Genomic DNA, 21,912 nt, shown 5'->3' with positions numbered 1-21,912 from the left:
GACAACAGCTCAGATCGCGACGCCGACCAGATGCCCGATCACATAGGTCGTGATCATCGCCAGTGCGCCACCTGCCAGCACCCGCACGGTCGCCCGGCCTACCGGGGCCTGCCCCAGATGCGCGCCCGCCGCTCCCGTGATCGCCAGCGCGGCGAGCACCGCGGCCATGGTGACCGGCACCCGAATCGCCTGTGGCGTCAGGATTGCCAGCAACGGCAGCAGCGCGCCCAGCGTGAACGACAGTGCCGACGAGAACGCCGCGTGCACCGGATTGGTCAGCTCGTCCGGATCGATTCCCAGCTCGGCCTCGGCGTGCGCGGTGAACGCGTCCCGGGCGGTGAGTTCTTCCGCGACGGTCTGCGCGGTCGCCGCCGACAGCCCCTTCGCCCGGTAGATCGCCGCCAGCTCGGCCAGTTCGGCCTCGGGCTGTTCGGCCAGCTCACGGCGTTCGGTTTCCAGCAGGGCACGTTCGCTGTCGCGTTGCGTACTCACCGAGACGTACTCGCCCAGGGCCATCGAGACCGCACCCGCCGCGAGTCCCGCCACGCCCGCGGTCATGATCGCGGTGCTATTGCTGGTGGCCGCGGCCACACCCACCACGATGCCTGCCACCGAGACGATTCCGTCGTTCGCTCCCAATACGCCGGCGCGCAGCCAGTTCAACCGCGTCGCCAGTCCTGTTGCATGCGGCTCGGCCGCATGCGCGATGGCCACCGACCCCTCGAAATCGTCCCTCACCAGGGGAACGGTAATGCTTCACTCGGTTTCCCGCCAGCAAAGAAAGGCTCACCGAATTTAGGTAATGCATTGCATACCAATCATTTTCGGTCCCGTTGGCCGGAGCGTGACGTAGGACACCGGGATCGCGACACGTTTGCGACACGTAGTTTCTCGGCGGATCACCCTATGCGCGCGAGATGTTCGCCGTAGCGTTGTCTTCGGCGCAAAGCGGATCAGTCAAGAGAGCGGCGAGATGCGGCCACAACCGGCAGCGATCGGATTCCTCCGGCACGATGTGTCGGGGGCGCAACAGCAGTGGGACGAGGCCCAGATTCAGCATCTGGCCCGCCGCCTCGGCTACGACCTGTGCAAGACCCTCATCTTCGGTCCCGAGACCGACCGACCGATGCTGCGCGTGCGCACCGCCCTCTCGCGCCTCGAAGCCGATGCGGTGATCGTGCCCAGCCTCGCCCATCTCGGCGGCCACATCCCCGACGATCTCGTCCAGATCGCCGACATCATCACCGTCAGCCCCGAAAATACCTACGCCCGCTGGGTGATCCCGCCCACGGAATAGTCGGGTGCCTGGTCCTCGGGCGGACGCACCGTGCCCCGGCCCGCCACCGACGCGACGATCGTCTGGCATGCCGCCGCGACGCACAGCATGAGAATCGGTGCGCGCCAACCGGAACCGACGGCATGCAGCAGTCCGAAGAGCGCCGGACCCGCGGCGGCCAGCAGGTATCCGATCGACTGCGCCATGGCCGCGAGCGCACCCGCCCCGGCCGCGTCCGCTGCGCGCAGGCTGAGGAAGGCCAAGGCCAGCACCAGACACGCGCCGCCGCCGAGTCCCAGGACGACGCTCCACAGCATCGCCCAGCCCGGCATCACCAACAGCCCCAGATAGCCGAGCAGCAGGACCGCCGAGGCGACCGCCGCCGACAGGCGCTGATCGCGGGTTCGTCGCAGCAGTGCGGGCATCGCGAGGCTGGTCAGCACCGCGACCACCTGGAACAGGAACAACAGCCATCCGGCCGCGGTCGCGCTGACACCCTTGTCCTGGAACACCTGTGGCAGCCAGGTGACGACGGCGTAGAAGCCCAGCGACTGCAATCCCATGAACGCCGTGACCGCCCACGCCACCGGTGACCGCCACGGCAGCCGCTGCCCGCGCACCGTCCCCGGGACCGTGCGCGGCGCGCGCAGCTGCGGAAGCCACAGCACGATGGCGATCAATGCGGGCAGGATCCAGCACCCCAACGCGGTGTGCCAGCCGCCGGGTGCGATCCGGCTGAGCGGCACCGCAACTCCCGAGGCCACCGCGGCGACACCACCCATCACCGTCGCGTACGCACTGGTGAGCAGGCCGATCCTGGTCGGGAAATCGCGTTTGATCAGGCTGGGCAGCAACACGTTTCCCACGGCGATGCCCGCGCCGATCAATGTCGTGCCCACGAACAAACCGACGGCCGACGGCAGCCATCGCACCACGATCCCCACGGTCAGCACGACGAGTGCGCCGCCGAGAAACCGCTCGGATCCCCATCGTGCCGCCAGACGCGGCACCGCCGGGGACAGGACAGCAAAGGCCAACAGCGGCACCGTATTCAGCATCCCCGCGACGGCCGGGGTCAAGTGCAGCTCGGCCTGCACGCGATCCAGCAATGGCCCGACGCCGGTCAAACTCGCCCTCAGGTTTGCCGCCACCACCAGCAGGCCCCAGACCAGCAACGCCTGGCCGGAGCGCGATCTCGATTTCTCCATGCCCATCACGATCGAATCGCGCCGGGCCGGCAACCAGGCCGAACTCAGGCTGGCCCCCGCAGGGCCACGCTACGCACCGTCGTCGCGGACGCGAATCGCCCTATGCTGCAGCACATGGGGACGCCATTGGGAGATTTCATTCGGGCCAAGCGTGACGGCATTCAGCCGGAGTCCCTCGGTCTTCCGAGTCGCGGCCGCCGCCGGACGCCGGGGCTGCGCCGACAGGATCTCGCCACCCGGGCGGATGTCAGCGTCGAATACCTGACCCGGATCGAGCAGGGGCGTGACCGCAACCCGTCGCCGACCGTTGTCACCGCGCTCGCGGATGCGCTCGCGCTGGATTCCTCGGAGCGCAACCATCTGCGTTATCTGGCGAAGATCACCGCTGGGGTGTGCGCGGTCCAGATTCGGCCTGTCGCGCCGGCGCGGGAGGTGCGTCCTGCGGTGTTGCGGACGCTCGGGCTCCTGGAGCCTGGTATCGCGATCGTGACCAACAGGCTGGGCGATATCCTCGCTCGCACCGGCACTTTCGAGTCGATCACCGGCGAGACCGGGCTGCTCGAGGGGGCCGTGCCGAACCTTACCCGCTACGTTTTCACCGACCCTCGCGCCCGTGCGTTCTTCCTCGACTGGGACGACATCGCCGATGAACAGACCTTCGATCTGTGGCTCGCGCCGTCCCTGGAGAACCTCGAGTGGCTCACCGGCGAACTCACGCCGGTCGCAGGCTCCGAGTTCACTCGCCGCCTGAACCAGCACGTGGTGCCGCGACGGGGAATCCTTCGGCTCGAGCACCCTGCCGGGCACACGCTTCGACTGCTCCGCGAGACTCTCGAACTCCCAATGGACGAACAGCAACTCGTGGTGTTCCATCCTGTCGACGCGCAGACGGATCAGGCGGTCGAGCAGCTCCGCCAACCGCATGGGCGGCTCCGATCCATTTCATGACCGGTCCCGCCCGGCGGGGTCGTGCAGGTATCGGCGGCGTCAGGAATCGGCGATCTGGACCAGTTGCTTGCCCAGGTTGCGGCCTTCGAACACCGAGCGCAGCGCATCCGGCGCGGATTCCAGTCCGCTGCTGATGGTTTCGGCGACGGTGAGTTTGCCTTGGTCGTGCCAGTCGCGAAGGGCGGTGAATGCTTCCGGGAAGCGGTCGAGGTAGTCGAGGAAGATGAATCCCTCCATGCGCGCTCGGTCGAGGGCCAGGCGCATGTAGTTTCGCGGGCCGTACTCCGGATCGGCGCCTTGGTAGCCGGAGGAGATAGCTCCGGCGAGGACGACGCGGGCGCCGCGCGCCAGGTGTGCCAGACCGTGTTCCAGTACGCGGCCGCCGACGCCGTCGAAGAAGACGTCGATGCCGTCCGGGGCGAGGCGGGTCAGGCAGGCGTCGATGTCGTCGTGTTTGTAATCGATCGCGGCGTCCAGGCCTGCCTGCTCGGTGATCCAGGAGCACTTCTCGGGTCCACCGGCGATCCCGATAACGGTGCAGCCCATGGCTTTCGCGATCTGGCCGGCCAGCGATCCCGTCGCTCCTGCGGCCGCTGACACCAGCACTTTCTGCCCCGGCTCGGGTCGGCCGATGTCGGTCATGCCGAAGTATGCGGTCAGCCCGGGCGCACCGAACATGCTCAGCATCAATCGTGCGGGCACGCCGTCGGGCACCACGTTCAGCCCGAACAGGCCGCCCTCCGACGCGACGACATAGTCCTGCCAGCCCACCATGCCCGCGACCCAGCTGCCGACGGGATAGTTCGAATTGTGCGACCGCACAACCTGTCCCACACCGCCGCCGCGCATCACCGAGCCGAGCGGTATCGCGTCGATGTAATTGTCGGCATCGTTGAGCCAGCCACGCTGGGTTGGGTCGATCCCCAGCCAGTGCACCTTGATCAGCGCTTCACCGGGCCCCAACTCGGGTACCGGAACCGTCCTCAGCTCGAAATCCTCAACCCGCACAGCACCTTCCGGCCGTCGCCGCACCACCCATTGCCGATTCACCGTATCCATCACCGGCGCGATGCTAGAGCACTCTCCCCGCAACCTTCGAGCCATTTTCATGGCGGCCTCGCTGCGGGAGTCACGCTGCGGACGGCTCGGGAATCCATCTGCACAACAACGGGATTCACGCCGTATCTGGCACCTCGGTCACTATCGTGGAAGGCGGCTTCGCCACCGCCCGAACAGGAAGACATGCTGATGTCCGGTTCTGCACCGCCGCCCGCTTCCCGCCGACAGGGCTTCTACCGATACGTGAACCCCGTCATACGCTTCCTCGTTCGGCTGGGTATCGGTGTCGGCGGAAGCGATGCCGACCTGCTCAGAACCCTGCAGGTGGACGGTCGTGTCTCCGGCCGGACCTATGAAGTGCCGGTGCGGGTCGCCGTGATCGACGGCGAGCGCTACGTGATGACCATGCAAGGCGATACCGCGTGGGCACGAAATCTCCGCGCGAGCGGCAAGGCCCGCCTGCTGTACCGCGGACGGGCCGAACACGTGCTGGCCCGAGAAATTGTCGGTGACGAGAAGACTCGGTTCCTCACGACGCTGTTTCATGACCCCGTGTTCGCCCGGCGAGCCCGCGCGGTATTGCAATCCCGGTCCGGGGAGGCCCCAGAAGAGCTGGACGAGAACGGTATTCGGCTTCTCGGGGAAACCTGGCATCCCTTCCAGCTCAGCACTTCCGGCGCCTGACTCCTCAGGACTCCAGCACCTCGCGCAGGCGCTTGGCGAAGGCGTCGGGCTGCTCCATGAAACCGCCGTGGCCGCCGGGGAACAGCGTGGGCTCGATGTCGAGTTCCCGGCCCAGCGCGCGGGAGGTGTGATCGCAGAACTTGTCCGCGGACTCGTCGCCGATACCGATCAGGATGGTGGTCGGGGTGGCGCGCAGGGCGTCGAGCGAGGGCTCCCAGCCGGAGGTGGTGTGCAGTTCGTGGCGGTAGAAGAAGTCGTCGGATTCGACTGCGTGCGGGTCGCGTTCGCCGCCGAACATCTGCTGCAACACTTCTTCCGGCATGAAGAGGCCGGTCATGGCGAAGAACTTACGGATCGCGCCCAGCGCGTCACCGGTGTTGTAGACGTCGATGACTTCTTGGGTCTGAGCCCGCAACTCGACGCGATTGTCGAGCAGTTCGCGCAGCGGGGGCTCGTGCGCGATCAAGGTCGAGACCAGGTCGGGCCGGGCGATGGCCAAGGCGAGACCGGTGATCGCGCCACCGCTGGAGCCCAGCACGATGGCCGGGCCCTTGCCGATGTGAGTGAGAATCCGGGCCAGGTCGTCGGCCCGAAGTTCCGGCGTCGAGTCCTCGTCGGTGTTGTTCAGGACGCTCTTGCCGTGGCCACGCGGATCACTGCTCAGCACCGTGTAATCGGACGCGAGCAGGTCGGCCAGCGGCGTGAACGGACCGGAATCCATCGGGGCGCCGACCAATGCGATGAGTGGTCCGCTGCCGCGGACTTCGTAGTAGAGGGTGCCGTCCGGCACCGCGAGGGTTCCGGAGGTGACGGGTGCGGTCGAGGTCATGGTTGCTCCAAGCGGGTAAGCGACACGGACACCTCTTATGACCGTACGACCGCCCCGAATTCATCGCGGCGCGAACGGCAATGCTCGAAGGTTCTACTCAGCCGCGCGACGCGGCTCCGGCAGCGCGCAGGTCATCCCGTCCGCCATGCCCGTCGGCCGCACCCCCAGCGCCTGGTTCACCCGCGACCGCTGGTTCTCCCAGGCGATCGCGGCCGCCAGTTCCGCGAGCTGCGCCTTGCCGAGGTGGGTCAGCAGCTGCGTGCGCAACTCCTCGAGATCGAGCGAGGTCGGAGTGAGCGTGACGGCTTCGGCATAACCGATGACGAGCTTCTCGAGCTCGCTGTAGGCGTCACTGTCCCGATACTTCGGCAGGTCACGGATCTGCGCCTCGGTAAGCCCGCTGTGATGCGCCAACGCGGACCCGATATCCAGACAGAACTCGCAGTTGACCAGCGCCGCAGTCTTCAACTCCGCCAATTCCTTCAACCGCGGATCCACCCGATTCGAGAACAGCAACATCGACTCATAGAACGCCGTACTCACCAACAGCAACGGCCGCCGAATCAACCACCCCACCAGATCGGCCTGATTCCGCCGAGCCCGTCCGAACACCTTGAGGTAGTTCCAAATTCGCGTGAATGCTCGCATACGCCATCTCCCCTTCGTGAATGCCCTGCCACTTCATCCTAGGCCCAAAACGACGGAGCGTAGTAGAGATTTCTCGATTCAGAGCAGACGTGATTGCGCCCGTTTGATACGGGTTTGCCGCGGCAGCCAAGGATCGCCGTCAGCAATGAGCGCTCCTGCTTCGACCAGCGACTTCACCCGCCAGAACAATGGTGAGTCACCAACTTTCATGTCTGCCATCACCGGGGCAACGATCTGGACGATGGGCGACCACCCTTCGGTCGCGGCGCCGACGAGCGCTGCGTCGTAGTGGTCCGCGGGGGCGGACACCAGTTCGCCGTCGCGAATGACTCGAAAGGTCTGGTTCTCGTGCCGAAGTCGCTCCCACGTGCGACAGGTGGCGTCGCGTTCGCGCTGCGTGATGGGTCGTTTGCTGTCGAGATGCCCAGCAAGCTTGTCGGCGGTATAGGTGACGACCGGGAGCGGAAGTTCGACCACATCGAAGGGCCTGTCCGCGAGCCGGTGGCGTACCGCGTGAAAGAACGCCCACTCGCCGGCCCTGTCCCGGCTGTACCAGACCACCACGTGGTCGGCGGCGTCGACCTTCTCCCAGAAGGAAGTCAGCTCGCCGAACCTCGCAAGACCTTCGGGATTCTCGCCGGTCTGCGCGGCCACCATATCCCGCCACCACGCCCACCATTCGTGGCGTACCGCAACGCTGTCCGGTTCCAATGGTCCTTCGCTGAAGTCCTCGGGAAACCATTCCGCCGCGTCGGCCGCATGGTCAGGTGATCGGTCGAGCACGGTTCGGAGGGTCTCGGCAGCCGCAGGAAAATCAGTGAGATGCAGTGTCTCCATCCAGTGAGTGTGCCGAAGAGTAGCTGTCCCCCGCCTCAGGGTTTCCCCCCATTACGGGAATCGCAGCATTCCAAGAGCACAGAATCCGTACCGCTTCATGACTGGGCGAACCTGCGGGAGCGGTATAGGTAACCAGCGTCTGGTCTTGCGCGGTGAGAACCTGCAGGACTTGCCAATCCAGTTCCAACTCCCCGACTACCGGATGGTTGAGGTGCTTGCGGCCGCCAGCGAGCGTGCGGACCCCGTGACCGGCCCACCACCGACGGAAGTCGGAGTCGTGCACAGACAATTCGCCGACCAATTGGTTCAATCGCGGATCGCCAGGAGTGCGTGCGGCGACCACGCGCAGACGGTCGACAGCCTCGGCAGCGACTTGACTCCAGTTCACGAACAACCCACGAAACCTGGGCTCCAGGAACACCATTCGAACCAAGGCCCGCTGCGGCGGCGGGATCTCGGCGAAGTCGAAGAACAACGCAACCGCTTCGGCATTCCACGCCAGGATATCGGTTCGCGGCCCCAAAACCAGCGCCGGAGTAGTGAGGGAGGCAAGCAGATCCCGCAGCGGCGCAGCAACTTCCGCATCTCCGGCTCGCCCCCGCCGCGGCCGCGCCTGCACCAACATCCGGAGATACTCGTGTTCCTCCCGGCTGAGCCGGAGTGCCTGAGCGATACCGGACAAGAGGTTCTCAGATGCTGCCGATACCCGCCCCTGTTCAAGGCGGGTGTAGTGGTCGACACTCACCGAGGCGAGCAGCGCCACCTCCTCCCGCCGCAGTCCCGGTACCCGCCGAGGATTCCCCACCGCAGGCAGACCAACATCCTCAGGCGCCACCGCCGCCCGCTTGGCCTTCAAGAATTCCCCGAGCTCACTCACACCCTCCAGTCTGGCATCGCCACCATGTCGGTTCCTGGTGGTGCCATCCCCAGGAACCCCCGCGGTTCAGGCGGCTCGGCGCCCGAGGGTCGCGGCCAGCGGACCGGTGGGCGATCCAGGTCAACGCGCGGTGGGCTGGGACCCATCCCCTTGGGATGCGGAAACCCTCGGCACGGTTGCGGCTGGCCGAGGGTCCATCGCGAAATGCGTTGTGGAACAACGCCATCAAATAGTTCTGAATCGGTACGTCGATCAACCACCCCCTCTCAAGGTCCCGAGCATCGGAATGGCTTTCAGGGGCCGGTCCGGCCTGCCTATGCGCCGTTCGCTCGAGCAGGCGGGAGGTCCCGAACCGGCGGCATCATGCGGCGGGCGTAGGTCTGTTCCGGGGTTACGGTGATCACGTCGAGTTGCTGCACCAACGTCCCCGGTATCTCCGCGCCCTCGAAATGTTCGGGGCTGGGGACTATGACCGCTTCCGCGTCCAACCGCGTCGCCTGCGCCTTCAAACGCGCCAACGGGGGCCGCCCGAAACGGGGATCGTAGATCACCATGTCGGCGAAGTCGTAGCCCAAACGTGTTGCGAGCTTACGGATTTGCGTCTGATCCCAGAGTTGAGCCACCCCGGAAACGTCAATTCGGATATAGCCCAAACACGTTGGCTTGTAACGCATTACCGCCCCTCTGTCGTCATGTCCGTCGAGTGCGTAGAAGTCTTGGAACTCGAGATAGAACCCGCCATAGTCCTCGGGCTCGTCTCCGCTGGCCTGGAGTTCGAACACGCCGCCGGAGAACTGGAACAACCGTGTACGCGGTGTGGGTTCCTCCGCCTGGTCCGGCGGATCGTGAGGCTGATCAGCCACAGTTCCCCCTGGTCGACTAGGTGCGAGCCGCGCGGTTCGCGGTGCGTTCACAACGAGCAAACCCCGGCATCGGCAAGGCAAGAAAGATGGCAAGTCGCTACGAAAGTGGACTTGCCATACCCGTGCGGTAGACCAGAATGAAGCCATGACCAGGGGTGAGGGTGACCCGACGATCGAACCCGACCGGCGACCGCCAACGGTTGCTGATCAACTGGCACGCGAGGTCAAGCGCCTTCGGAAAGAGGCGGACATATCTCAGCGTGTGCTGGCGTCGATGATCGGTTACTCGCGCCAGTACGTCACCATGACGGAGTGGGAAGACTCCAATCTCCCTTCGCCCGAGGTCATTGCCGCAATCGATAATGCGCTAGAGGCAAACGGTGCGCTTGTCGCCCTTCGCGCCCAGGCGGACGGCGATCGGCAGGCGAGGCGGCGTACCGCCGCAACCTCACTCGCCACCACGGACGAGCCCGGCAAGTCGCTCACCGCCAATGTGTTCAGCCCGTTCAATCTCGAATCCGTGCCCGCCGAGTACATACCTGAGCTGGGGTGTGCCGGAGCCGTGGCGTGGTCCGATGTCGAGCAGGTGAAAGAAGCCACTCGCCGTGCCGCGACCGCGGAGAACCTTCACGGCGGCGGATCTGCCAATACTGCTGCCAGTCAACAGCTTTACGCGTTCGCACCGCTCGTGCGAGGAAGGGCCGCATCCGACACGCGACAGGCGTTGTTCGAAGCGGTTGGCAACCTGAGCGGCGTCGCTGCGTTTGCCGCCTTCGATATCGCCGACTTCGTTACCGCAGACCAGCACTCCCGATTCGCCCTCTGGTGCGCAGACGCCGCCGGATCGTGGGAACTACGAGCGAGCACGCTCGCCGACATGGCCCGAATGACGGCCTACACCAGCGGCGCGGACAACGCCCTGTCACTCATCGAACTCGCCCAAGTTCGCTCCGACCGACTCTCAGCCACCACCCGCGCCATGCTCAGCGCGCTACGCGCACAGTTCCTTGCCGCACTTGGGCGCACTGACGAAACGCTGGCCGAGGTCGCACGCTCAGACGACTACTTCGCCGACAGCACGCCCGGCGAAGATCCGCCCTGGATGTGCTACTACGACGAAGCCGAGCATTTGGGTAGCACCGGTAAGGCACTGATCCCGGTCGCGCTGGCGCGAAACCAAATGGAGTTGGCCGCGCCACGAATCGGCCAAGCCATCCGACGGCAGGGCCAAAGCTATCCACGGTCCCGGACCTTTTCGCTCATACGATTGGCCACGCTGACCATGCGGATAGGCGACCCCAAGAAAGCGGCCAAGCTCGGCATGCAAGCCGCGACCCAATCGAAACCCCTTCACTCCCAACGTATTCGCGATGAATTGCAGGTGCTGTCGCGCGCCTCGATCAAACACCTTGCCGTCCCCGAGGTCAACGGTCTGTACAGCGTGCTTACCGACGACTCTGAGATGTCCGAGGTATCCGAATGAGCCAGTCCGGCCAGCCGGCCGCCGAGGTGCTGACCCGGGCGGCGAAACTCAGCAACGTTGATGCTCAGGGAGCGGTGACCGTCCGCGACGGCTCACACGCGATCTTCGAGTTGCCAAACGGCATCGTGGCGCGGATCGGCAAGCCGCACAGCTATCGGACGGCGCAGCGAGAGCTGCGTATCTCGCAGTGGCTCAACATGAATGGGATCGCGACCGTCGAAGCGGTGAACTCGATCCCACAACCGACGCTCGTGGACGAGCGTCCCGTCACCTGGTGGACCCTGATCCCGGATCACCGGCCGTCCACACCCGAAGAACTGGGCACGATGCTCCGCCAATTGCACGCATTGCCACCCCCGACTGAGTTCCCGCTGCCAAGCTATGCGCCATTCGACGGCGTCCGAGAACACATCGAGTCCGCAACCACAATCACCGAAGATGACCGCTCCTGGCTCCTGGAGCAGTACGCGCGTCTGCACGACCTGTACGACGAACTCGACGAACCATCGCAGCCCTGCGTCATCCACGGCGACGCCTGGCAAGGAAATCTCGTGGTACCGCCCTCCGGTGAGCCCATAGTGCTCGACCTCGACAAAGTATCCGTGGGTTGGCGTGAATGGGATCTCGTTCAGCTGGCGGTCGACTACACCGACTTCCAGAGAATCACGAACGATCAATATCGAAGCTTCGTTGACGCTTACGGAGGCTATGACGTGACCCGTTGGCCGGGCTATCGAGTACTTGCCAACATTCAAGAGTTCCGATGGGCCGCATTCGCGCTTGGCCGATCGGACACGCGAAGAGCAGCCGCCGCCGAAGCTGAGCACCGTATCGCGTGCCTCCGCGGACTGGTGCCGAAGCCCTGGACCTGGCGAGCGCTCTGAGCGTCGTTTGCCGCACGCTGAGAGACCCGTTGTCAGGCCAGCCTGTGGCCCCCAAGGGCGCTTGGAATCGGCGCGGCCCCGGGCCGGGCCGAGTGCACGCTCATGCCGATGACCGAGTATTTGCGAATATCGAAATGCGAAGTTCCCTGTACACGCACCGAGATGGTCGCCCGACTCAGTTTGTGGTCAAATCGGCCGTAGAGATGACTTGTCCGGTGGATCGAGCAATTTGTCTCAGAGCCAGCTCGTGTAAGACGGCGTTGTAATCGGCTACCGCATCGGACACGACAAAGAGTTGGACATCCCTCGCCAGCGCGTCGAAGCTGGTTGCGACGATCCCCTGGGACGCGAAAACGCCGCAGACCACAAGCTGATCCTTGCCCTGTCGGCTCAGTTCTACGGCCAGATCCGTGGCGTAGAACGCGCTCAGGGATCGCTTGCGGATCCACGGAACAGCAGGCTCGTCCATCCCGTCCAAGCACGACTGCCTCACCTCGGTCGCGTTCGGGCCCTTCCCCCATAGCAGGCCGCCCAGACCGCGCTGCTGTACCACCGTCGCAGGCCGTGGAGCTGAAGCGATGACCGGCACGCTCCGACTGAAGGCCCATTCCACGAGCGTTCGGCACTGGCCCACGACTGTTGCCCGAGTCTGTTCGGCGAGCACGCTCGCGTAATACGGCAGCAGGTCATGCACAAGGACTGCGCAACGATCGGGCTCGAGTTGCCAGCCCAATCCGTCACGGAAGTCGGCGAACTGGGCTGGTTCGTACGGTGTGACATCGGCATCGAAGGTGACCACGCCGTTGATCTTTCACCATCACCGCCGACGCGATCGAAACCGCATGCAGCCCTTGCCATCAAACAACCCCACCCGGTCACCGAAACAGGGCAGCGACTCCAACTACCTTAACAACACCCTGCAATGCCGCTTCCCGTGCGATCCGCGACCGGACGTAACCGGGCCCCGGGAATTGGGGGCGCAGCTACTTATTTGAAATATCTACATTCCAAATATGATGCCTGGCATGCTCACTCGCAAGAACACCCTGCGCGCTGGATTGCTGACGCTGGCCGTGACCGCCGCCGTCAGCGCCGTCGCCGGCCCGGCCGCCGCCGAGGCCGCCCCTCAGGTCCCGGCCGCTACCCCGATCGATGCCAGCGCGGGAAGCAGTGGCAGCAGCACCGGACTGCCCAACCCGCTGTCCAACCTCCTCATCGCCCTCGACTCCGGCAGCACCCACCACCAGCCCGCGCAATGACCTCGACCAGCCTGTGACTGCCCGAAGTCGCGTTCACTGCTGACGTGCGGATTCGGTTGCGCCGAAAAGGGCTTCGAGCGACCGCCCCATTACACCGACCTGGGAGGAAGCATAGGCAGTCGTCGGCGATCTGGCCTTCCCGACGGTGCCCCGACTCCTCCGCCCGGTCGAAGCTGACGATGATGCTCTGCGGACCACGAGCGCTGTTACCAACATCCGCTTCTGCCGCATCCCGCGCTGGCCAACCCGGTCAACGTAGCTCGAGCGGGTGTAGGCGTTGTGGTTTTGCCTGACCGGTCATTCGGGTCGGTTGATGACAGCGTGGAGGATCTCGGCGATCTCGGCGAGGGCAGCGGCCGCGTCGGTGTCAGAACCCCCGTCATCCAGTGACCAGTTGGCGTCGACGGCGACGATGTAGGACAGCGTCCCGGCGGGCTGAGGTTCGTTGAGCAACACGGTCAATGCGTCGGCGTACGGGCGTAAATCCCGAGAGGTTGAAGTCAACTGCTCGCGCAGGTCCTCCCACCCGTCGCAGTCGTGGACATAGATTCCGAGGAACTCCTTCACCCGCTCAAGGACAATTGATCGTGGACGGTTGGCGTATAGGCGCAATGCCTCATCGACATCCATGGCAGCGAGCGTAATTCGCGGCAGGCCGCTCCGACAGAACACGTGCCCACCACGAGGTTGGAGGGAACATCCTCAACTGCCGCGACCCGCTCGTTCCGGCACCCGGCCGTGGGCCCGGCGACGAGTGCACCGTCAAGCTGATGGTTGGTTGCCTGGACGTAGGTGGCCTTCTGTAATGGCGCCCGTCAGAAACCGACCGGAATCCCGGAGATCGCGGCCTCTTCGGTCACGATGGCAAGGTCGATGCCAGAATTCAACCGATAGACGAGATCGGCCGTGATCTGTCTGCCCTCCATAATCTCCTGCAGCGCAGCCTGGTCAGGATTGGCAGGCAGGTCGAAATAGCGGCGGTAGTGGTCGGCTTTGGTCTCTGCGGACCAGTCGATGAGTTGGTCGAACAGCCAATCCGAGCCATCGCCGTTCAAATTCTCTACAGCAGGGTGAATGGTCTGGCTTGTGTGCCACTCGCTGTCGGTGGACAGGCGCCAGAGGCAGACGGTCATCGTCGGTTCTTCGTCGAACCGGAAGGCCGCATCGGTGACGTAGGGGTGAAAGGGCGTGGGGAGCCCGTCGGTCAGCCCCGGCCACAGCTCACCGGTGTCGTTCTGACCGTACGTATTCAGTTCGGAATGGTGGTCGAACCCTCGCACGTACACCCCGGCACTGTTGAACACGATGGAGTATTCGTCGCCCGCACCGTTGTCCATCGAGGCCAGATGCTGTCCTGGACGCCATTCCTCGACGTAACGGAACGTCCGAGTCGGATGAGCGTGTGCCCTGCCGCCTAGAACACAGTCCAACAGCGCCAGTACACGGGACCTGTGTCGCAGTTGGTGGGGCATTGGAAGTGCATGCAGTAGAGCGGTTTCAACCACGGTGCGACAGTAGCTGTCCCGGCCGACGCACGACACACTGTCATGCCGCTTCCCGCGCGGTCCGAGGTGGCCAGCGTGACCTAGCTGAAGATCAACGGCCCCGGGGCATCTCGGGGCCGTCGCCGTGTCCGCACATGCCGATGAGCGTACGGCGCAGCGACGCCGATCCACGAAGATCGACGTGTGAGCGAACGGTCTACCGGTAAGGGTTGTCGGCCATCATGGCCCGCGGGTTCAGCTGACTGAGTAGTTGCATATGCACTGCGGCGTCGACGATCTCGGCGTGGTTGGGGAGCGTTGGGCCACCGAGCGCCATGGCAGGAACGAATCCGTACATGGTGTCATGAGAAACCGGACCCAGCTTCTTCAGGACACGTTTGAAGAGCGGTTTGTCGTCGTCAGCCTCGGGGTCGAGCGTATCTTCGCTCGTTGCCAGCAGCGAGGCGTACAACTGGACGTCGCGGTCGAAGTCGGTGGCCATCTCATGCGACTGGTCGTTGGCGAACACCCATCCGCGATCGGGCACCACGGTCAGGCTCAGTCCAGTTCGTCGGCCCCACAACGTCATCCGGCCAAATGCCGACCGCGTCACAGCGATCCATGAATCGTCACCGGAGGGCAGTCGCAGGCCCACGGTCCAGTCATCCACGGTGTCCTGCCACTGCACCGGATCGCACAGCCACAGCATCCCCTTACGGAACCCTGCGAAACCCAGTTCGCGCCACAGCTCGAGCAGAAAACCCGGCGCGAGATCGGCATACCTGTCGAATGTCTCGGCCGGAACCGCCGCGGAGGACGTCGGCTGCCCCCAATGGTCGGTGATATCACTGACAGGGAAAGACATTCACTTCCTCAACTTGGTTCGCATCTCATTTCGACTGTAGCGCTCAGCGTCCGATCCAACCGCACCGCTGCCAGGGCGCCAGGAATTGAGACCCACTCCCCAAGTACTGCTCTGGGGCACGTCAAACATCCTGCACTGCCGCGGAGCGCGCTGACTGAACCGGCCAGCGCGGCGAGCGGGAGATCGAGTGGCGGTGTCGGTCCGAGGTCGGCCGAACGTCCGGCACTGCCGAGTTTCGGATGGGATCGCCGGTGAGTCAGTCCTTGGTTGGCGCACCCGTCCCGCGACAATCTGACCGTGACTAAGTCAGGTCCTGTTTACGCATCGATGCCGCGAGGAGGTAGTGCCTGCCATGCGTTGGTTCAATCTGAATCTGCCCGTTCCCGCGGACAACGCACGTAAAACCTGGGACACCACCACCGATCCTCGCACGCTGGTCAGCGCGGTGTTCTCGATGGTGGCACCGATCGAAACCGAGATTTTCGCCTCTGGGCTCGGCCGTCTCACCGGTGTGACGGAGCCACTCGCGGAAGCGTTGGCCGCGACCGACTTCACCGGGTACCGCCTGGCTCCTGCCACGACCGAACCCACGGAATTCCCCAACGACTATGGCCTTGACCCTTCGACTCTGGTTTTCCCACGCGTGTACGCACTCCAGATCACCGGTCAACCAGGTGTCGATGACTTCGCTAAGACCTATACGTTTGTGCTATCCGAGCGCATCACCGACTTCTTGTGCGCCCGTGACCCCACCTTGTCGAGCAAGTACAGGCGCAGGGAGGTCGATATCAGCGGCGGGCCGGTCCGCGGCACTATCTCCGAGTAAGCAGAACACGTCCGCCGTGAGGGTGCTTATGTCGGCTGGCCTGCACATGCCCGGTGGCGGAAGATATCCGGTCATGCCGCGAGCCGCGCGGTTCGAAGCGGCCAATCGGTCGGCCCTGAAGATCGCTGGGGCCGACCAGTTTTGATCTCAAGCCCACCGCCCCGGCGTCGACCCGAACGCACTGTCCTTCCGACGAGCGTGTCAACAGCAGAGAGAGGTTCGTCAGAGACCTCAGTCCTCGGCAGTGACCTGTTCAGTGCACGTCCAGATGCGATACGCGGCATCGACACCGTCGCCCCAGTCTTTTCCGGTCAATCGCCCGATCATCTCGAAGACATAGTCCTCACTCAGCGGCTCCGGCGCCGATGCTTCCTCGGGAAGTCGCTCCCCGCTCTCATCGACAACTTCGCCCTCTGCAAAGACGACACGACGCACCGGGACTCCGTCGACGTACCACGCGAACCCGTGCAGCGTCGAAACGCTGTTGGTCACCCATGCCAGAGCTCGACCCCTACCTGAAATCTCCAGCACCGCAACGTCGTTGAAGCTCACATGAAACTCGGGGTCGGCGATAAAGGTCCATCCGCCGACCACGGCAATGCCGTAGTCGCAGGGACGTTCGTACACGGCGTCGATATCGAGGGCCTCGCCCGTGTCGCGCGGTCGACCTGGAAGCCGACCTGGATCGACCGATCCCTCAACGATCAGCCCGTTCACTTTCCAACCCACGCCGAACTCCATCCCCGCCCATCGTGATCAACAGCGAGCCGAACCGTAGCTGAAACCCCCGACAGTCGCTGCCACCGCGTTGCGCGAGATGGGCGGAAGAACGCACTCTCCTGCCGCTGACCGCGCTGGCCGAACGGCGGTGCTGGGGCTCGGAGTCAGAGACTCACTGTTTCGGATGAGCGCGACCTCAGGACGGCAAAGACGAACCAGGACACGAGCGCGACTATCGCTATCGTCCAGCCGATTATGCCGGTGGGCCCCGCCGTGACCAGTCTGGGCAGCGCGAGTCCGACGATGACAAGGGCCAGGTAAACTCCACTGGCCAGCAGGAAAGCTCGCCGCGAAATCACACGCTGTTCCCTTCTGCTCTGCAAAGCCCGGGTCGTATTCCTCGATCTTGCCTGAGCGGTGCTCGTCAACTGCGTATGCATCACCGGCGCGGCGCGCTCCATAGGGCTTGTCTCGAAACGCACTGTCTTGCCGCGAGCCGCGCGGTTCAGGTCGGCCAGCGCGGGGTATGGAAGGCCAACGGGCAGAAATCATCTCGCCTCGCCGTACGTCCTGCATTGCCGAGCATAGGACGATCGTCCGTTGCAAACCGTTGCCCGCACATGGACGTCTCACCAACGATGCATTTCAGCTCTTCATTGTTTGGACGCCAGGGCCTCGTGTCGGGTAGACGTTGAGCCATGAGCAGCGTTCGGCAGCAGGTAGACGAGTTTCCGTGTCAGGGCACGTCTGGGCCGTTCGCGGTGAGCAAAGCCAATGCGATTTACGGCACCGAGAAGGTCGAGGTTGTTGTCCGCGACCGGCATCAGCCGGGCGTGATACTGGCAACGACGATTTTGCGGCGCTCCGTCGACTACGAATTCGACCCCTACTCAGGCCGTGTCTTGCTGATGCAGGCGCCGACTTCGGTTGATTTCGACGGCAACCCTCAATCATTGCGGGTGACCTACGAGACGGATGCGGACGCGGGCAAGTCTGCTTTCTAACGCAGCATGCTTCGCCTGCCAGGCGACACTGCCGCCGCGTCGGCCGCTAGCCGCTCATGCCGCAGGTCGCGCTGACCCGAGCGGCCGGCACGACGCTCGCGAAGGTCAAGCGGCCGAGGTGATCTGAGGTCGGCGGAACGTCCTGCATTGCCGAACATCGTGCGGAGTTCGGTGCCCGTGGTGTCGCCTCATCGAGTTGCCCGTGGGATCGGCCGCGGCAGGTCGACAGATGGCGAACGTGTGAGTTCGCGTTGGTCCCGACTGTGTCGCACAGGACGAACTTGCGGCAGAAAACATTGATGTTTATCACTTTTTCCATCGCTTGCGAACCGGTTCGATTCAACCGTGAACCCGCAGATTTGGGCCGTGAGCAGGCCGGGAGCGCCTGAGGCGCAGGAGCTTTCAGGAACACCGGCGCAATCCAACCGATTGGCGGGGCCATCGCGGCGCCAGTATCTTACCCATCGGTAAGTTCCGGCTAGGTTCACCGAGGGGTTCTCATGCATCGCATTCAACGCCGCACCATTCTGAGAGCGGCCACCTCGGTCGGCCTGCTCACCTTCCTCGCTCCCGGGCTGCCCGCACCCGCCGCCATCGCAGATGTTCTCGACCAACCCATCGAGTCCTCGGTCGTTTCCGCCGACGGGACCACGATCTCGGTCAAGGAGTACGGGCCCGCCTACGACCAGGCTCCGACCGTCGTGCTCGTGCACGGCTGGCCCGACAACTCCGACGTCTGGAGCAAGGTCATCCCGCTTCTCGCCGACCGCTACCACGTCGTCAACTACGACCCGCGCGGCTCGGGAGCAAGCGATCATCCCGGCGCGGTATCGGACTACGAGCTACCCAAGCTCTCCGAAGACTTCGAGGCGGTCATCGACCGCACCGCCCCCGGCACGAAAGTCCATGTACTGGCCCATGATTGGGGCGCCATCCAGACGTGGGAATCAGCCGCCCGGATCCCGGAGAGGTTCTCATCGTTCACCTTCATCTCCGGCCCCAGCCTGGACCTGCTCTCGGGTTCGCTGCAACGGGAATTCGGGGACTTCACCGCCTGGCCCGCCCTCTACTACCAGGCCCTCGCCTCGAGCTACGTCCCGTTCAACTACCTGCCCGCACTGCCGGAGGCGTTCTGGAATTCGGGGCTCGGCGCGCAGGTGATGCAGGCTTATGTCGGCCTCGAAGGCGGACAGCACGAGGCGTACAGTGCCCGCGATGGCGCGGCCCAGACAAACCTGTACCGCGCCAACATGTTCCAGCGACTGTTCCACCCCACCTACGACCACGTCGAGGTCCCGGTCGTGCAGCAGATCCGCCCGTCGATCGATCCGTTCGTCACCCCGGTGTACTTCAACGGCCTCGAGAACGCGGTGCCCTCCCTGTGGCGGCGCACCGTCGGTATCGGCCACTGGACCCCGCTCACCAACCCCTGGGCCGTGGCGCAATACACCTCGGAACTGATCGAGTTCCGCGAACACGGCACGCCCCCACCCGCCGGTGTCGTCGTCAAATAGCCCGCGTCTCGGCCCTACTCCGTCCGTCGGGAACGGCTTCCTCAACATCCCCTTCTGCCGGTGATCGCTCGTCGAAAAGGCTGGCTCGGTAGGTTCGAACAGGACACCAGCCGAGCGATCTTTGCCGCCGTTCCTGACACCTGTTCCAGTTTGAGGAGGTACCGTGACTGCCATCTTGGGGGCTCAGGGAATCGCCCCCTCCGGGGAGGGGAAGTCAAGTGGTAGACGGTGCCGTATCCAGCTGTGGCGCAACGAGTTCGGCGATCAAGCGCAGCCAGCTGCGCTCGGCCCTGATCGCGGCTTCGGCCGTGTTGTACTTGGCCGGAACACCGACGGCGGTCGGCACTGCCGATCCGGTGCTGACTCCGCAGAGCGACCCCTTTTATACCCCGCCCGCCGGGTGGGACTCGCAGGCTCCGGGCACCATTCTGAATTCGCGACCTGTCGAGGTGGCCTCGATGGGGCCGCAGGCGCAGGACGCCGACGCCTGGCAGCTGCTGTATCGAACGACCGATGTCGACGGGAACCCCATGGCGACCGTGACGACGGTGCTGCGCCCGCGAAACGGGCAGGTCAAAGGTCTGATCTCCTATCAGGCCGCCGAAGACGCCTCGGCTCCACAGTGCGCGCCCTCGTTCGTGCTGCGGCAGGGAGCACCGGTCGACAACAAGTACGACTCCAGCCTGGATCTCATGCCGATCGAGCAGGTGCTGTCGACGGGTCACGCGATTTCCATCCCCGACTGGGAGGGGCCGAAGGGGACGCTGATCGCCGCGAGACAGCCGGGCTACCTCACACTCGACGGAGTGCGCGCAGCCGAGCGTTTCGAGCCGCTCGGCCTGCCCGGCACCGATACTCCGGTCGCCGCGCTGGGCTACTCCGGCGGGTCGCTCGGTACCAGTTCGGCTGCGCAGATGCAACCGATCTACGCGCCCGAACTACGCCTGACCGGGGCCGTCCTCGGCGGTTGGCGAACGGACTTCGGCAGCTATCTGAAGGAACTGGATTCCGGTCCGTTCTCCGGTTTCATGCCGGCGATCCTGCCCGGCATGATGCGCGCCGATCCGCGTCTGGCGGCCGTTTTCGACAAGTATCTGACGCCCGCCGGGCAGGCCATGATGGCCGCGGGTGACAGCGAATGCGCGACGCCGAACGTGGGCCGGCATCCGTTCCTGCGCATGGACGACTACCTGACGATCCCCTTCTCGCAACTGCTCGAGGAGGTACAGCCCTTGTTCGCCGATCTCGACTTCGGCCCGGTAGTACCGACCACGCCGATGCTCCACTATCACGCCGTGCACGACGAAATCGTCGACATCGCGGTGAGCGATCAGGCGGTGGCACAGTGGTGCGCGGCGGGGGCGCAAATCACCTATATGCGAGACCAATTGAGCGACCACGTCAGCCTCGCGGTCACCGGGACGCCCGCAGCCCTGCGCTGGATCGACGACCGCATGGCGGGCCGGCCCGCACCGGCTGGCTGCTCGACGAGTACGGTGCCGTCCATGTAGGCCGATGTCGCCGCGACGACCCATCACTGCGTCTTGCGTCAAGATCTTGGCAGGCTTCGAGGGGGTGAGGTTGACGGACGGGCTCGATCGATCCGACCCTGACACCAGTGTCTTAACTAGCCGATGTGCGAGCCTGGGCTTGTTCAGGTCGCCCGTTGACTGCTCGGGTACGGCCGCGCGATGGGGATGCTCAGACGTGGCAGCGGACGTTGAACAGCAGCGTATCGGCTGGCAAGGACGCCAGATAGTCGGCAATGTGTTCGTAGCCTGGGGCCAGGTCCGGGGTGTGCGGGCAGTCGGCGGGGCTGTGGCAGGCGCCGTGGATACCTGTCCAGCCGTCCTCGTACCACCAGCCGTCGAGAGATAAGATATTGCGTTGCGGGAGAGCATATTTCACAGCTCGTCCGACGAATTCATCGCGGGTGACGGGATCTATCGTAATGACCGGATCATACGTACCGGCGGGCCCGCCCAATCCGCGCGTGGTGGACAACGTGCCCAGGTAGTCTCCGAAGGCACGGACAAGGGGCTGCGCGGAGTAGCCTACCGATATCCGTTCGCAGGCCTCGCACGTATCTGCGTCGATATCGCAGAAGTGGCTCTCGTAGAAGGAGTCTCGAGCAAGTGCGGCCGGCAGCTCTGTGGCGAGTTCGTGCCACCGTTGCCAGATAGCGTCTGCCAATGCCCGTGTCTGCTCCAGATGGACCTGTGACGTCGGTAGATCGAGGAGGGCGCGGGGACCGCCTGCGCACCAGCCGTATTCGCTGGGTATGGTCTCCAACGTGGTTGTCCTGCCATCGGTGTGATGGGCAGTCGGAGAATGATGGACGAGCCTGCTGTCGCGTTCGAAGCCTGACAGAACGGGCAAACCTTCTGTGATTCGCCAGGTATCCCAAATATCCAGGTCCTCGCCTCGGCGGTAGTCGCGTTCGAATGGTGCCATTGCTTCTTCTACTGCGTCTTCCACCCGCGTGGCCTCGCGCGAGGGAAGACACACAATGATCCTCATACCTGCCATGCCGCCATCAGACCAGCCCATGGCCATCGCGGTACAGCGATTTCGCCCTGCTCAGTCTCCGGTTGGACTCAGCCGGTCATCGAGTCGAAAACGCCACGGAGTGAACGCCGCTCGA

Annotated in this window: 24 protein-coding genes; 10 read left to right on the top strand and 14 right to left on the bottom strand. The window is 64.5% G+C overall.

Annotated elements, in window-relative coordinates; translation table 11 throughout:
- Positions 1-9: 9 nt before the first annotated feature.
- Positions 10-738 carry a VIT family protein gene (locus tag ACFXHA_RS01250; protein WP_379352003.1) on the bottom strand — a complete coding sequence of 243 codons (729 nt, stop codon included), beginning with the start codon at positions 736-738 and terminating at the stop codon, positions 10-12.
- A 235-nt stretch (positions 739-973) separates the two neighbouring features.
- On the opposite strand from ACFXHA_RS01250, the gene ACFXHA_RS01245 reads away from it, so the two are divergent.
- The gene (locus ACFXHA_RS01245) at positions 974-1,297 is read left to right on the top strand and encodes a hypothetical protein (protein ID WP_379352002.1); all 324 of its coding nucleotides are present in this window, start codon (positions 974-976) and stop codon (positions 1,295-1,297) included.
- Here the strand turns inward: ACFXHA_RS01245 and ACFXHA_RS01240 are convergent.
- A complete protein-coding gene (locus ACFXHA_RS01240) occupies positions 1,264-2,484 on the bottom strand; it encodes a CynX/NimT family MFS transporter (protein WP_379352001.1) in 1,221 nt (406 codons plus the stop codon). The genes ACFXHA_RS01245 and ACFXHA_RS01240 overlap by 34 nt on opposite strands.
- A gap of 114 nt (positions 2,485-2,598) precedes the next feature.
- Here ACFXHA_RS01240 and ACFXHA_RS01235 point away from each other — a divergent pair, with 114 nt between their 5' ends.
- Positions 2,599-3,432 carry a helix-turn-helix transcriptional regulator gene (locus tag ACFXHA_RS01235; protein WP_379352000.1) on the top strand — a complete coding sequence of 278 codons (834 nt, stop codon included), beginning with the start codon at positions 2,599-2,601 and terminating at the stop codon, positions 3,430-3,432.
- A 39-nt stretch (positions 3,433-3,471) separates the two neighbouring features.
- On the opposite strand, the gene ACFXHA_RS01230 is transcribed toward ACFXHA_RS01235, so the two are convergent.
- On the bottom strand, positions 3,472-4,491 hold the full coding sequence (locus ACFXHA_RS01230) for an NADP-dependent oxidoreductase (RefSeq protein WP_379353399.1): 1,020 nt from the start codon (positions 4,489-4,491) through the stop codon (positions 3,472-3,474).
- Between the two features lie 183 nt (positions 4,492-4,674).
- Between ACFXHA_RS01230 and ACFXHA_RS01225 the strand changes: the two genes are divergently transcribed.
- Positions 4,675-5,175 carry a nitroreductase/quinone reductase family protein gene (locus ACFXHA_RS01225; RefSeq protein WP_379351999.1) on the top strand — a complete coding sequence of 167 codons (501 nt, stop codon included), beginning with the start codon at positions 4,675-4,677 and terminating at the stop codon, positions 5,173-5,175.
- A 4-nt stretch (positions 5,176-5,179) separates the two neighbouring features.
- Here the strand turns inward: ACFXHA_RS01225 and ACFXHA_RS01220 are convergent, their stop codons facing one another.
- From ACFXHA_RS01220 to ACFXHA_RS01200, 5 genes are all read right to left on the bottom strand, one after another.
- The gene (locus tag ACFXHA_RS01220; RefSeq protein WP_379351998.1) at positions 5,180-6,004 is read right to left on the bottom strand and encodes an alpha/beta fold hydrolase; all 825 of its coding nucleotides are present in this window, start codon (positions 6,002-6,004) and stop codon (positions 5,180-5,182) included.
- A gap of 93 nt (positions 6,005-6,097) precedes the next feature.
- A complete protein-coding gene (locus ACFXHA_RS01215; RefSeq protein ID WP_379351997.1) occupies positions 6,098-6,652 on the bottom strand; it encodes a carboxymuconolactone decarboxylase family protein in 555 nt (184 codons plus the stop codon).
- Positions 6,653-6,730: 78 nt separating this feature from the next.
- Positions 6,731-7,489 carry a DUF3658 domain-containing protein gene (locus ACFXHA_RS01210; protein WP_379351996.1) on the bottom strand — a complete coding sequence of 253 codons (759 nt, stop codon included), beginning with the start codon at positions 7,487-7,489 and terminating at the stop codon, positions 6,731-6,733.
- Positions 7,467-8,366 (bottom strand): helix-turn-helix domain-containing protein, encoded by a 900-nt coding sequence (locus tag ACFXHA_RS01205; protein WP_379351995.1) that lies wholly within the window; start codon positions 8,364-8,366, stop codon positions 7,467-7,469. The genes ACFXHA_RS01210 and ACFXHA_RS01205 overlap by 23 nt, the downstream gene beginning before the upstream one ends.
- A 314-nt stretch (positions 8,367-8,680) precedes the next feature.
- Positions 8,681-9,229, bottom strand: a complete 549-nt coding sequence (locus ACFXHA_RS01200; RefSeq protein WP_379351994.1) for a hypothetical protein — start codon at positions 9,227-9,229, stop codon at positions 8,681-8,683.
- Positions 9,230-9,374: 145 nt separating this feature from the next.
- Between ACFXHA_RS01200 and ACFXHA_RS01195 the strand changes: the two genes are divergently transcribed.
- Together ACFXHA_RS01195 and ACFXHA_RS01190 are read left to right on the top strand one after the other, a co-directional pair.
- Entirely contained in the window at positions 9,375-10,712 is a 1,338-nt protein-coding gene (locus tag ACFXHA_RS01195; RefSeq protein ID WP_379351993.1) for a helix-turn-helix transcriptional regulator, read from the top strand.
- Positions 10,709-11,596 (top strand): phosphotransferase enzyme family protein, encoded by an 888-nt coding sequence (locus ACFXHA_RS01190; RefSeq protein ID WP_379351992.1) that lies wholly within the window; start codon positions 10,709-10,711, stop codon positions 11,594-11,596. The genes ACFXHA_RS01195 and ACFXHA_RS01190 overlap by 4 nt, the downstream gene beginning before the upstream one ends.
- A 175-nt stretch (positions 11,597-11,771) precedes the next feature.
- On the opposite strand, the gene ACFXHA_RS01185 is transcribed toward ACFXHA_RS01190, so the two are convergent.
- Positions 11,772-12,395, bottom strand: a complete 624-nt coding sequence (locus ACFXHA_RS01185; RefSeq protein ID WP_379351991.1) for an isochorismatase family protein — start codon at positions 12,393-12,395, stop codon at positions 11,772-11,774.
- Positions 12,396-12,621: 226 nt separating this feature from the next.
- Between ACFXHA_RS01185 and ACFXHA_RS01180 the strand changes: the two genes are divergently transcribed.
- Positions 12,622-12,855: a hypothetical protein gene (locus ACFXHA_RS01180; protein WP_379351990.1), complete on the top strand. Its 234-nt coding sequence runs from the start codon at positions 12,622-12,624 to the stop codon at positions 12,853-12,855.
- 297 nt (positions 12,856-13,152) lie between these two features.
- Here ACFXHA_RS01180 and ACFXHA_RS01175 read toward each other — a convergent pair whose 3' ends face one another.
- The 3 genes from ACFXHA_RS01175 to ACFXHA_RS01165 form a co-directional block, all read right to left on the bottom strand.
- Positions 13,153-13,485 carry a hypothetical protein gene (locus ACFXHA_RS01175; protein WP_379351989.1) on the bottom strand — a complete coding sequence of 111 codons (333 nt, stop codon included), beginning with the start codon at positions 13,483-13,485 and terminating at the stop codon, positions 13,153-13,155.
- 185 nt (positions 13,486-13,670) lie between these two features.
- Positions 13,671-14,192, bottom strand: coding sequence for a hypothetical protein (locus ACFXHA_RS01170; protein WP_379351988.1), 522 nt, complete (start codon positions 14,190-14,192; stop codon positions 13,671-13,673).
- 364 nt (positions 14,193-14,556) lie between these two features.
- Positions 14,557-15,204, bottom strand: coding sequence for a GAD-like domain-containing protein (locus ACFXHA_RS01165; protein ID WP_379351987.1), 648 nt, complete (start codon positions 15,202-15,204; stop codon positions 14,557-14,559).
- Positions 15,205-15,556: 352 nt separating this feature from the next.
- On the opposite strand from ACFXHA_RS01165, the gene ACFXHA_RS01160 reads away from it, so the two are divergent.
- Entirely contained in the window at positions 15,557-16,030 is a 474-nt protein-coding gene (locus ACFXHA_RS01160; protein ID WP_379351986.1) for a hypothetical protein, read from the top strand.
- Between the two features lie 231 nt (positions 16,031-16,261).
- Here the strand turns inward: ACFXHA_RS01160 and ACFXHA_RS01155 are convergent, their stop codons facing one another.
- Entirely contained in the window at positions 16,262-16,771 is a 510-nt protein-coding gene (locus ACFXHA_RS01155; RefSeq protein ID WP_379351985.1) for a hypothetical protein, read from the bottom strand.
- 677 nt (positions 16,772-17,448) lie between these two features.
- On the opposite strand from ACFXHA_RS01155, the gene ACFXHA_RS01150 reads away from it, so the two are divergent.
- From ACFXHA_RS01150 to ACFXHA_RS01140, 3 genes are all read left to right on the top strand, one after another.
- Positions 17,449-17,754, top strand: a complete 306-nt coding sequence (locus ACFXHA_RS01150) for a hypothetical protein (protein WP_379351984.1) — start codon at positions 17,449-17,451, stop codon at positions 17,752-17,754.
- Between the two features lie 500 nt (positions 17,755-18,254).
- Entirely contained in the window at positions 18,255-19,268 is a 1,014-nt protein-coding gene (locus tag ACFXHA_RS01145; protein ID WP_379351983.1) for an alpha/beta fold hydrolase, read from the top strand.
- Positions 19,269-19,486: 218 nt separating this feature from the next.
- Positions 19,487-20,779 (top strand): lipase family protein, encoded by a 1,293-nt coding sequence (locus tag ACFXHA_RS01140; protein WP_379351982.1) that lies wholly within the window; start codon positions 19,487-19,489, stop codon positions 20,777-20,779.
- A 190-nt stretch (positions 20,780-20,969) separates the two neighbouring features.
- Here ACFXHA_RS01140 and ACFXHA_RS01135 read toward each other — a convergent pair whose 3' ends face one another.
- Positions 20,970-21,818: a hypothetical protein gene (locus ACFXHA_RS01135; RefSeq protein ID WP_379351981.1), complete on the bottom strand. Its 849-nt coding sequence runs from the start codon at positions 21,816-21,818 to the stop codon at positions 20,970-20,972.
- Between the last annotated feature and the right edge of the window lie 94 nt (positions 21,819-21,912).

The sequence above is a fragment of the Nocardia sp. NPDC059240 genome (assembly GCF_042753865.1).
In the GTDB taxonomy this organism is placed as follows: Bacteria; Actinomycetota; Actinomycetes; order Mycobacteriales; family Mycobacteriaceae; genus Nocardia.
Note: the sequence above shows the minus strand (reverse complement) of the source record. Positions and strands in the feature narration are given on the sequence as shown.

Coding starts and splice junctions, on each gene's coding strand:
- ACFXHA_RS01245 (WP_379352002.1), top strand. CDS start 974: ATGCGGCCACAACCGGCAGCGATCGGATTCCTCCGGCACGATGTGTCG.
- ACFXHA_RS01240 (WP_379352001.1), bottom strand. CDS start 2,484: ATGGAGAAATCGAGATCGCGCTCCGGCCAGGCGTTGCTGGTCTGGGGC.
- ACFXHA_RS01235 (WP_379352000.1), top strand. CDS start 2,599: ATGGGGACGCCATTGGGAGATTTCATTCGGGCCAAGCGTGACGGCATT.
- ACFXHA_RS01230 (WP_379353399.1), bottom strand. CDS start 4,491: ATGGATACGGTGAATCGGCAATGGGTGGTGCGGCGACGGCCGGAAGGT.
- ACFXHA_RS01225 (WP_379351999.1), top strand. CDS start 4,675: ATGCTGATGTCCGGTTCTGCACCGCCGCCCGCTTCCCGCCGACAGGGC.
- ACFXHA_RS01220 (WP_379351998.1), bottom strand. CDS start 6,004: ATGACCTCGACCGCACCCGTCACCTCCGGAACCCTCGCGGTGCCGGAC.
- ACFXHA_RS01215 (WP_379351997.1), bottom strand. CDS start 6,652: ATGCGAGCATTCACGCGAATTTGGAACTACCTCAAGGTGTTCGGACGG.
- ACFXHA_RS01210 (WP_379351996.1), bottom strand. CDS start 7,489: ATGGAGACACTGCATCTCACTGATTTTCCTGCGGCTGCCGAGACCCTC.
- ACFXHA_RS01195 (WP_379351993.1), top strand. CDS start 9,375: ATGACCAGGGGTGAGGGTGACCCGACGATCGAACCCGACCGGCGACCG.
- ACFXHA_RS01190 (WP_379351992.1), top strand. CDS start 10,709: ATGAGCCAGTCCGGCCAGCCGGCCGCCGAGGTGCTGACCCGGGCGGCG.
- ACFXHA_RS01180 (WP_379351990.1), top strand. CDS start 12,622: ATGCTCACTCGCAAGAACACCCTGCGCGCTGGATTGCTGACGCTGGCC.
- ACFXHA_RS01175 (WP_379351989.1), bottom strand. CDS start 13,485: ATGGATGTCGATGAGGCATTGCGCCTATACGCCAACCGTCCACGATCA.
- ACFXHA_RS01170 (WP_379351988.1), bottom strand. CDS start 14,192: ATGGACAACGGTGCGGGCGACGAATACTCCATCGTGTTCAACAGTGCC.
- ACFXHA_RS01165 (WP_379351987.1), bottom strand. CDS start 15,204: ATGTCTTTCCCTGTCAGTGATATCACCGACCATTGGGGGCAGCCGACG.
- ACFXHA_RS01160 (WP_379351986.1), top strand. CDS start 15,557: ATGCGTTGGTTCAATCTGAATCTGCCCGTTCCCGCGGACAACGCACGT.
- ACFXHA_RS01155 (WP_379351985.1), bottom strand. CDS start 16,771: ATGGAGTTCGGCGTGGGTTGGAAAGTGAACGGGCTGATCGTTGAGGGA.
- ACFXHA_RS01150 (WP_379351984.1), top strand. CDS start 17,449: ATGAGCAGCGTTCGGCAGCAGGTAGACGAGTTTCCGTGTCAGGGCACG.
- ACFXHA_RS01145 (WP_379351983.1), top strand. CDS start 18,255: ATGCATCGCATTCAACGCCGCACCATTCTGAGAGCGGCCACCTCGGTC.
- ACFXHA_RS01135 (WP_379351981.1), bottom strand. CDS start 21,818: ATGGGCTGGTCTGATGGCGGCATGGCAGGTATGAGGATCATTGTGTGT.